Genomic DNA, 10,455 nt, shown 5'->3' with positions numbered 1-10,455 from the left:
CGACTTTTTCATGCTTTTTTGGATACCAGTGATGAACCACCAGGACACGCTCATCGAGAATCTGAAACGATACTCGACTCGCCTGAACAAGGGATTGTTGATTTTCCTCGGCTTGACCCTGTTGTTGATCGCCATCAGTTACTGGTCGTCGCACAAACTGCTCGAAGAACAACACGGCAGGTTCAAAGCGCATTTTGCGCGGATGATGGAAGACATCCGCGAACATGAAGACTTCCTCCGGGGCGTGGCCGTACAAAGTAGCAAGATCCCCCTTCACGCCAACGACTCGGTTTCATACCTGAAAAGCGCCTTGCCCGAAGAGGGGCCGCACAACTACCTGGGCCAGGAGTTTGCCTTTTCCACGCCCTTCAGCCTCTCTGTCAATCACCAGAGCGTCGAGCCTGACACCTTGGCCAGGCTGGCGGACCTGGGAGAGCACCTGACCGACTATTACAGCGCCTTCTGGTCCACTTCCCATTACCAGTCACCGCCGTTTTTCCTGTTCGATGCCGAAGGCAACTTCAATATCGGCATTCCGGCCGCCGGGCATTCACGCGACCCGCTCTGGAAAAACGACACCCCCAACAAGACCCTCGTCCTGCAAACGCTCAAGCATCTGCTGGCGAAAGATTCGGCACGGGCCGATGGCGCGGTCGATTGGGAGCCCCTCGTCCCCCATCAGGCCAACGAGGCCCCCGTCCGGCTGCTGGCCTATGTCAGCACCCATCTCGGGCCGCAATGGTCACGAGTCCAGGACAGCGGCAAGCAGATCGGCGTCGCGTCGCTGTTCAGCATGGATCTGGTCAATGACATCAAGCGACTCATGCCGTGGTCGACCTATGACCATGTCGCCCTGGTCGCCCCCTCCGGAAAGGTGCTCAGCGGTTCGCTGCAACCGGGCGTCGTGCTGCATGACGGGCTGAACATCACCAGCGACGGCATGGTCTTCAAAGTCTCGAGCCATTCCGCCGAGCCCTGGACCGCTCTCTATACCATCGGTTTCAAGAGCTACTTCAACTACACCCTGTGGCCCTTGCCGGTCTTGCTGGCCCTGCTGATCGGCGGCATTGGCTGTGGCTGGCTGGTCAGTCGCCGGTATCAGTCACGTATCGTCAAACCGGTCTACGAGGCTTACCAACGCACCGCCGAGAGCGAGGCCTTCAGCCGGGCTGTGATCGATTGCGCGCCCACCGGCCTGTGCGTGGTGCGTCGCTCGGACTTCAAGGTCCTGCTGGAAAACCGCAAAGCCCAGCAGTGGCAAGGCAGCACAAAACTGCGGATGTCCCTGGAGAGCCGGCAGGACCTGTGCGTCGCCGGTGAAACCCGGCTGGACATCGACGGTACTCACCTGCAGGTAGGGTTCGTACCCACCCGTTACCAGGGCGAGGACGCCTTGCTCTGTGCCTTCCACGACGTGACCAGCCACATCGAGGGCGCGGCCATGCTGGAGCAGGCGCGACGCTCCGCCGATGCGGCGAGCGAAGCCAAGACGCTGTTCCTCGCCACCATGAGCCACGAAATACGCACCCCGCTCTATGGCGTACTGGGCACCCTGGAACTGCTCGGGCTGACGCGCCTGGATGCCCGCCAGCGCGAACACCTGCAAACCATCCAGCGCTCGTCCAGCACCCTGTTCCAATTGATCAGCGATGTCCTGGACATTTCCAAGATCGAATCCGGGCAGATGGCGATCGAGTCCCAGGCGTTCTGCCCGCTGCAGATGATCGAGGACACGCTGCACGCCTACAGCGTCTTCGCCGAAAACAAAGGCCTGCTGCTGTACGCCTGTATCGATGCGGCGTTGCCCGACCAGTTGCTGGGCGACCCGGTACGGATCCGGCAGATCCTCAGCAACCTGCTCAGCAACGCCATCAAGTTCACCGACACCGGGCGCGTGGTATTGCGCGTCAAGCTCCTGCACTGCGTGGATGGCCAGGCCAGCCTGGAGTGGCAGGTCACCGACTCCGGCATCGGCATTTCACCGGCGCAACAGGAACGCCTGTTCGACACCTTCTACCAGGTACGCGACGCCTCCAGCGAGGCCGGAGCCGGACTCGGCCTGGCGATATGCCGCTGGTTGACGGAAATGATGAGCGGCCAGATACGCGTGGTCAGCGAGCCCGGCCTGGGCAGCAGCTTCTCGCTCCGGCTGGGGCTGAAGGTCATGCCCGGCGCGCTGGAAGGTTGCGCGGACATCCTGCCGAGCACCCAGGCGGTGTATGTACGGGCTCCCGCCGTGGAGCTGGCGCAGAGCACCAGTGACTGGCTGAATCGCCTCGGCGTGGTCGCCAAGCCATTGCCAGCCTTTGTCGAAGAGTCGCGCCAGGCCAACCTGCTGGTCGATGTCCTGCCCTCCGACAACCTGCCGGCCTGGACCGGACCACGGGTCCTGTGCGTCGCCGGCGAACACCCGGCACCGCCACCGCGAGGTTGCACCGTGGATGCCCATGATGTGCGGGCCATCACCAGGGCCGTGTCCCTGACCCTGCACGGGAAAACCATCGCGCCCGCCGCTCCCGAATGCGACCTGAGCAACAGGCTCGGCCTGCATATCCTGGTGGCCGAGGACAACGCGATCAATCAGGCGATCATCAAGGAACAGCTCGAAGCCCTGGGCTGCACGGTGACAGCCGCCTCCAATGGCGAAGAAGCCTTGCAGCTCTGGCAGCCGCAGGTGTTCGACCTGGTGCTGACCGATGTGAACATGCCGCTGCTCAACGGCTATGAACTGACCCGCGCCCTGCGTGAGCGTGACCGGGAGACTCCAATCGTCGGGGTCACGGCCAATGCCATGCGCGAAGAAGGCGCCCGCTGCATGGCTGTCGGCATGAATGCCTGGCTGGTCAAACCCTTGAGCTTGCAGACTCTGCACCACTACCTGTCGAATCTCTGCGCGAATGCGCCTGCCCAGGAACCGCAACCGATGATCGATGCAACGCCTTCCCCCGCGACCGGCGACACAATGATCGAGCTGTCCCCGAAAATGCGTGAGCTGTTCATTACCACCATGCGCCAGGATGTCCAGAGCGTGACCGACGCCCTCGACGCCCAGGATCCCAAGCGGCTCGCCGAACGGCTGCACAGCGCCGCCGGGGCGCTGGGTGCCGTGCAGTTGAGCGGGCTGGCGAAAAACTGCGCCGAACTGGAATCCCGGATACTGCAAAGCGCGATCACCTCTTCCGTGACCCTTGAGGTGAAAAGCCTGATACAAAGCTTGACGGATATCCTTAATGCACTTGAATGAGACGCGACAAGATTTGATGAGCGCAATCCTTTACTCTTTCTCCTTACCAACCGGCGTATTACGAGTGGCTAGTCATGGAAAAATTTAAAGTAGTCATCGCCGACGATCATCCGATTGTTCTGCTCGGCGTTCGCGAGTTGATGGAACGGGAAAGCAACTTTGAAATAGTCGGTGAGGCCATCAGCTCACAGGGCTTGATCGAGATCCTCGAACAACAGCCGGTCGATATCGTCATTACCGACTACAACATGCCCGGGGACTCTCCCTACGGCGACGGCCTCAAGCTGGTCGAGTACCTCAAGCGCCACTTCCCGCGCCTGCAGATCCTGATCCTGACCATGATCTCCAACCAGTTGATCCTCACGCGCCTGCATGAGCTGGGGGTGGTCGGAGTGATCCAGAAAAGCCAGCTGCACAATGAAATCCAGGTGGCGCTCAAGACCATTGTCGAAAGAGGTTCCTATCAGAGTATCGAACCTGCGCCGAGCTCGGTCATCGAGTCCAACGCCAGCATCGACGACCGGATCTCCATGCTCTCGCCCAAGGAGTTTGAAATCCTGCGGCTGTTCGTTTCCGGCAAGAGCGTCAGTGACATTGCCCGCAGCCAGAACCGCAGCTCGAAGACCATCAGCGCGCAGAAAATCTCCGCCATGCGCAAGCTGGAAGTCGAGAGCGACCAGGACCTGCTGACGTACTGCATCGGTCGCAACATTTTCAACTGACCCCCTCTTATCCTGCGAAGACAGAAGGCCCGAACGACGATGACCCGCGGCGACCAGTTCGACCTGCAACAGCTTCAAGGTGCCTGGGAACAGGTGGAGTACGAGGACAACGGGGTCAGCAACCCGCCTGACGAACATGGCGCCCCAGGAGCTCTTACCCTGATCCAGGGGCAAGGGTTCCGCGTCGTGACACTCGAAGGCGAGCTGTTGCTCGCGGGCAGTTTCACCCTCGATACCCGGACCACGCCGAAATCCATTACCTGGGTCGACTCCATGGGCGCCGACACCGGCAAGCACTTGCCTGCCAGCTATCGACTGGACGGCGATGACTTCGTCTTCATCGCCGCGGATGAGGGCCGCCCCAGGCCCACCGAGTTCCGCACCGGGCCAGGTGAAACCCTGCGCCGGTTCATCCGCGTCTCACAGGATGGAACAGGCCTCGGCAGCCGCTGAGGTTCGCTCGTTGGCCGGCATGCCGTCAGGCCCTGGCCCGCTGTATTTCCTGCCCCGCCAACTCGCCGATGGCCAGCAACGCTGCGCAATCCGCACCATCCTGGGCCTGTACCGACATGCCTTGAATGATCGCCCCGATATACCGGGCCAGCGCCGCTGCCTGGGTATCGGCGCGCAGTTGCCCGTTGGCGATGCCCTGCTCGATATGCGCTTCAAAGGCCTTGAGGGTGTTGGCCCTCAGGGCACTGACGAACTCCCGCAGCGCATCGTTTTCCACCGCGCAGGTCAGGGTCGCGGTGGAAATCATGCAGCCCCGCGGCCGCCCGGGCAGGCTGTATTCATGGGCCGCCTCGCACAGCAGGCGGAGGAAACCGTCCACCACATCCGCCTCCTCGCGCAGTGCCCGCTCGGCAAAGGCGCCAGTACTGCGCTGGTAATGCGCCAGCGCCTGCTGGTAAAGCTCGGCCTTGGACCTGAACGCGGCATACAGGCTTTGCACGGTGATGCCCATGGCCGCCGACAACTCCGGCATCGAGGCGCCTTCATAGCCCAGGCGCCAGAACACCTCTGCCGCAAGGCCCAGGACCTGGTCGCGATCAAAGGCAATCGGCCGTCCACGACGGCGCACCACGGCAGCAGGATTATTTATCATAGTGATCACTATTGAAATTAGAACGAATGCCGGTTAATCATAGCGGACATTGTGATTATAGAGGCTCTCCCCATGGATCTACCCCATAAAGGCCTGCTCGCCCTGGCAGCCACCCTCGGCGCTTCGCTGGCCAGCGCCGCCACGCCGGACGAGGAACTCGGCAGGCGCATGGACACGGCCATCGAACGCGCCATCGGCGAACAGCGGATCGTCGGCACCGTGGTGGTGGTGATGCGCGACGGCCAGGTGGTGTACCAGCGCGCCGCCGGTTTCGCCGATCGGGAGGCGGCCCGGCCCATGACCGGCGACACCATCCTGCGCCTGGCCTCTATCACCAAGCCCATGGTGTCCGTGGTCGCCATGCGCCTGGTGGAACAGGGCACGCTGTCCCTGGACGATACGGTCAGCCAATGGCTGGCGGATTTCCGCCCAGGGCTGGCCGATGGCACCCACCCGCCGATCACCCTCAAGCAATTGCTCACCCACACCGCCGGCCTGAGCTATGGCTTTCTCGAGGCCGAGCATGGGGCGTATCGCACGGCCGGGGTGTCGGATGGCCTGGCCGAGCCGGGCATGAGCCTGGAAGACAACCTCAAACGCATTGCCAGCGTGCCCTTGAGTTATCCGCCGGGCACACAGTGGCGCTATTCCATGGCCATCGACGTGCTCGGCGCCGTGCTGGAAAAGGCCAGCGGCAAAAGCCTGCCGGCCCTGACCGAGGAACTGGTCACCCAACCTTTGCACATGAACGACACCGCGTTCTCGGTCAAGGACCCTGCCCGCCTCGGCGCGGTGTACCGCGATGACCGTCCGCGGCCGAGCCGGATGCAGGACGAGGCGGCGATCAGGGTCGGCGAAAGCACCACGCTGTTCTCCCTCAAGCGGATCTTCGACCCGCGCGCCTACCCTTCCGGTGGCGCCGGCATGGCCGGTACCGCCATGGACGTGGCGCGTTTTCTCGACACCTTGCGCCAGGGTGGCGGCCCGCTGCTTTCCGCCCGCAGCGTTCAGGCGATGATGACCGACCAGGTCGGCGCCCAGGCGCAGACCCAGGGGCCGGGCTGGGGCTTCGGCTACGGCTGGGCGGTGCTGGACGATCCGGCCCTGGCCGGTACCCCACAATCCCGGGGCACCCTGCAATGGGGCGGCGCCTACGGCCACAGCTGGTTTGTCGACCCGCAGGCCAGGCTGACCGTGGTGGCGCTGACCAACACCGCCTTCGAGGGCATGTCGGGAGCTTTCACCCGGGAGATCCGCGACGCCGCCTACCCGGCGCCCTGAAGCGCCTCGCCGCCCGGAGCGTCAAGCGCCCACCAGCCCGGCAGCAATTGCCGGACCCGGGGCTCGGCAAACCGGTCGTCGATCAGCATCACCACGCCACGGTCCTGCTGGCTGCGAATCACCCGGCCCGCGGCCTGCACCACCTTCTGCAGGCCGGGGTACAGGTAGGTGTAGTCGTAACCGGCGCCGAAAATCGCCGCCATGCGCTGTTTCATCTGCTCATTCACCGGGTTCAGCTGGGCCAGGCCGAGGGTGGCGATAAAGGCGCCGATCAGCCGCGAACCCGGCAGGTCAATGCCCTCGCCGAACGCCCCGCCCAGCACGGCGAAACCCACCCCCTGGCCATCGGCGTCGAAGCGCTCGAGAAACCCCTGGCGTTGCCCTTCATCCATCCCGCGCGACTGTTGCCACAGAGGGATATCCGGGTGCTGTTCGGCCAGCAGGCCGGCCACCTGCTGCAAGTAATCGAAGCTGCTGAAGAACGCCAGGTAGTTGCCGGGGCGCTGGCGGAACTGGCTGGCGATCAGCTCGACGATGGGCGCCAGCGACGCCTGGCGATGGGCGAAACGGGTGGAGATCCGGCTGACGATGTGCACGTCCAGTTGCGCGGCACTGAACGGCGACTCCACGTCCACCCATACAGTGGTCTCCGGCAGCCCCAGCAGGTCGCGGTAGTAATGCCAGGGGTTGAGGGTCGCCGAGAACAGCACCGTACTGCGCGCAGCGCTCAGCCGCGGCGCCAGGAAGCCCGCCGGCACCACGTTGCGCAGGCACAGCTCGGAAAGGCTGCGCCGGGCGTTGAGTTCGCGCTTGCTGATATCGAACAGGAACTGCTCGTCGAACAGTTCGGCCACCCGGGCGAATTGCAGGGCATCGAAATAGAAGCCCTGCAACCGGCTGTCCAGCCCTTGCGGGTGGTCGCCCAGGTAATCGCCGATCGCCGAAATACACAGCGACAGCGCCTTGAGCAACGGGGCCGGCGCCTGGTCATAGGCCTGGTACGGCCGCAGCTGTTCCTTGTGCAGGGCATTCCATTCCCGGTTGAGCCGTTGCAGCGGCTTCTTCAGCGGCTCCGGGGCGGACTGGCGCACACTGTGCAACTGGTACTGGTCGAGGCTGGCGCTGTACATCGAGCGCCCGCGCTCCACCAGGTTATGCGCTTCGTCCACCAGCGCGGCGACCTTCCATTGGTTGGCCTGCGCCAGGCCGAACAGCAAGGCGCTGAAATCGAAGTAGTAGTTGTAGTCCGCCACCAGCAGATCGCTCCAGCGGGCCATTTCCTGGCTCAGGTAATACGGGCACAGCCCATGCGCCAGGGCGATCTCGCGCAGCGCCTGCTGGTCCAGCAAGGACCGCTGGCTCGCCGCCTGCCGCGCCGCCGGCAGACGGTCGTAGAAACCCTTGGCCAGCGGGCAGGACTCGCCATGACAGGCCAGTTCCGGGTGCTCGCAGGCCTTGTCCCGGGCCACCAGTTCCAGCACCCGCAACGGCAGCCCGGGGCTACGCTCGAACAGCACCTCGGCGGCATCCAGCGCCAGTTTGCGTCCCGGGGTCTTGGCGGTGAGGAAGAACAGCTTGTCCAGCTGCTGCCCCGGCATCGCCTTGAGCATGGGAAACACCGTGCCCAGGGTCTTGCCGATCCCGGTCGGCGCCTGGGCCATCAGGCAGCGCCCGGTGCTCACCGCCTTGTACACCGACTCGGCCAGCGCGCGCTGCCCGGGGCGGAAGTCGGGATGGGGGAAACCCAGCGCCGCCATGGCCTGGTCGCGGGCGTGCCTGTGGGCCAGTTCCTGCTCGGCCCACTGCAGGAACAGGCTGCATTGCCGGTTGAAGAACTGCTCCAGGGCCTCGGCCTCGTGCTCTTCCACCAGCGACGTCTCGCGCTCGCTGAGGATGTCGAAATACACCAAGGCCAGACGGATGCTGCTCAACTGCAACTGCTGGCACAGCAGCCAGCCATAGATCTTCGCCTGGGCCCAATGCAGCTGGCGATGGTTGGCCGGCATGCGCTCCAGGTCGCCGCGGTAGGTCTTGACCTCTTCCAGCAGGTTGGCGTCCGGGTCGTAGCCGTCCGCCCTGCCCTTGACCGTCAACGCGCCGAAGCTGCCTTCGAGGGGCACCTCGCTCCGATAGTTCGCGCTGCGCCGCGCCGCCACCGTGCGATGGCCCTGGATGCCTTCCAGCGCGGTGGGCGACGGGGTGAAGCGCAGGTCGAGGTCACCGACCTTGGCGGTGAACTCACACAGCGCCCGTACCGCGATACGGTAATTCACCCGTCCTGCTCCGCCCATTGCACGTAGCAGACCGCCACCGGCATCTGATGCTGTCGGCAGAACTCCAGCCAGCGCAACTGGTTGTCCTGCAGGCGGTCGCCAGGGCCCTTGACCTCGATCATGCGGTAGGTTTTCTGCTGCGGCCAGAACTGGATCAGGTCCGGCATGCCGGCGCGGTTGGCCTTGATGTCCTGCAGCAGGCGCTCGAACCAGTGCTTGAGGTGCTCGGCCGGCAGGCAGGCCAGTGCCTGCTCCAGCAATTCTTCGTCGAGGGCGCCCCAGAACACGAAAGGCGACTGCACGCCCCACTTGTCGAGGTAGCGCTGGCGGATGGTCTGCGCATAACGCCCGTCATCCAGCTCCGCCAGGCAGGCCTGGAACAGCTCGGCGCGACGGCTGTGGAAGTCCTCGCTCAACAGGTCGGCCGGGCCGCGCTGGAACGGGTGGAAGAACGCCCCGGGCAACGGCGCGAAGATCGCCGGCCAGCAGAGCAGCCCGAACAGCGAATTGATCAGGCTGTTCTCCACGTAATGCACCGGCGCCTGCTCCTCGTGGAGATGGGCCTGCACATGGAATTCCACCGACAACGCCGGATCGACCCGCGGCAGGCTGAGGTCCAGGCGCAGTGTCGGCTGGGTGCCGCCGCGCGGCGTGGCCGGGCCGCCCAGCTTGCGCCGCAACCTGGGCAGCAGCCGCAGCAGTTGCTGCTGCTCGGCCGCGTTGTGCGGAGCCAGTGCCGCCGCCTCGGCCAGGGCCAGCGCCTGCGGGTAATCGCCACTGCGCTCGAAGACGCGGATCAGCCGCGCTCTCGCCCCGGGATCGGCGCAGGCCTGGTAGATGGCGGCCGCCAGCGGCCATTCGGCTAGCCGCTCGCAATGCTGCCCCAGCAGGAACAGCAGCTTGGCCCGGCGCCGCTGCAACCAGGGATTGTCGCTGGCGAACGCCTGGATGCTCACCAGCACCTCCTCCAGCGCCGCGCCGTTTTCAAAATGCTGCCGACAGTCCTCCAGGTACAGGAAACCCTCGACGTCGGCGCGGCTGCGCAGCGCCCGGGCGTCGTCGCGAAACTCGACCTTTTCGTAGGTGAAGATACCCAGATCGGCCAGCACGAACTCCGACCAGTCCTGGTGCAGGTTGCCGAAGAACATCAGGCGCAGGCGGTCGCACAGCGCCATGACCGTCAGGCTGCACACCCCGTCCTCCAGATCCGGGCACCACTGGCCCAGGCTCCGCGGCTCGTCGAACAACGGCGCCAAGGCGGCCAGCCAGTCGGATTTGCGGGCCTTCGGCTGTTCGATTTCCGCGCGAAAAACCTGGAGGATCTCCGCCTTCTGCAACAGGTTGAACAGTTCTTCCAGGGTCAGCGGCGCCTGCTCGTCGACCCAGCCCAGGCGCACCAGCGGCGCGACGGCCGCGCGAGTATCGCCGATTTCTTCATAGACCAGCCGGGACGTGCGAAAATGGCAGCCTTTGCGCATGATCATGCGCACCAGCAAGGCCTGGGATGGCTGGGCCAGCGCCGAGAAGTCGTCGATGAAGCTACGCTCTTCGGGTGACAACACATCGGCGTAGCGCAGCTTGAGCCACGCCAGCACCTGCTGAAAGTTGTGCAGGTAATAAAGAGGGTTTTCCAGAGGGTTGGAAGTCACAGGACAAGCGCGCCGCAAAGAGGTGGATACTGGTTATGCATACAGATAACAGCTGCCGACCTGCCCTGGCAAACACTATTGGATAAGTGGCGTTACAGGTTTTTTTACGGAGCCGCAGAACTTTCTTGCGGTTAATCACACCAAGGGCGGATAGCCATATAGTCGCGAGCCGCCAATCATG

The 10,455-nt window shown here is 64.1% G+C and carries 7 protein-coding genes; 4 read left to right on the top strand and 3 right to left on the bottom strand.

What is annotated here, in order from left to right; translation table 11 throughout:
* The first annotated feature begins 31 nt into the window (after positions 1–31).
* The 3 genes from AC07VU_RS29415 (at position 32) to AC07VU_RS29405 (ending at position 4,419) form a co-directional block, all read left to right on the top strand.
* The gene (locus AC07VU_RS29415) at positions 32–3,244 is read left to right on the top strand and encodes a hybrid sensor histidine kinase/response regulator (protein ID WP_495030950.1); all 3,213 of its coding nucleotides are present in this window, start codon (positions 32–34) and stop codon (positions 3,242–3,244) included.
* A 74-nt stretch (positions 3,245–3,318) separates the two neighbouring features.
* A complete protein-coding gene (locus AC07VU_RS29410; RefSeq protein WP_009044059.1) occupies positions 3,319–3,966 on the top strand; it encodes a response regulator in 648 nt (215 codons plus the stop codon).
* A 39-nt stretch (positions 3,967–4,005) separates the two neighbouring features.
* A complete protein-coding gene (locus AC07VU_RS29405; RefSeq protein ID WP_495030949.1) occupies positions 4,006–4,419 on the top strand; it encodes a TIGR03067 domain-containing protein in 414 nt (137 codons plus the stop codon).
* A 25-nt stretch (positions 4,420–4,444) separates the two neighbouring features.
* On the opposite strand, the gene AC07VU_RS29400 is transcribed toward AC07VU_RS29405, so the two are convergent.
* A complete protein-coding gene (locus tag AC07VU_RS29400; RefSeq protein ID WP_493184835.1) occupies positions 4,445–5,071 on the bottom strand; it encodes a TetR/AcrR family transcriptional regulator in 627 nt (208 codons plus the stop codon).
* Positions 5,072–5,143: 72 nt separating this feature from the next.
* Here AC07VU_RS29400 and AC07VU_RS29395 point away from each other — a divergent pair, with 72 nt between their 5' ends.
* Positions 5,144–6,352 (top strand): serine hydrolase domain-containing protein, encoded by a 1,209-nt coding sequence (locus AC07VU_RS29395; RefSeq protein WP_495030948.1) that lies wholly within the window; start codon positions 5,144–5,146, stop codon positions 6,350–6,352.
* On the opposite strand, the gene AC07VU_RS29390 is transcribed toward AC07VU_RS29395, so the two are convergent.
* On the bottom strand, positions 6,337–8,625 hold the full coding sequence (locus tag AC07VU_RS29390) for an ATP-dependent DNA helicase (protein WP_495030947.1): 2,289 nt from the start codon (positions 8,623–8,625) through the stop codon (positions 6,337–6,339). The two genes, AC07VU_RS29395 and AC07VU_RS29390, sit on opposite strands and share 16 nt — an antisense overlap.
* The gene (locus AC07VU_RS29385; protein WP_495030946.1) at positions 8,622–10,274 is read right to left on the bottom strand and encodes a VRR-NUC domain-containing protein; all 1,653 of its coding nucleotides are present in this window, start codon (positions 10,272–10,274) and stop codon (positions 8,622–8,624) included. Before AC07VU_RS29385 ends, AC07VU_RS29390 begins: the two co-directional genes overlap by 4 nt.
* Between the last annotated feature and the right edge of the window lie 181 nt (positions 10,275–10,455).

The sequence above is a fragment of the Pseudomonas sp. GW821-FHT02B10 genome (genome assembly GCF_059421865.1).
This window is presented reverse-complemented; position numbering and strand designations above follow the sequence as displayed.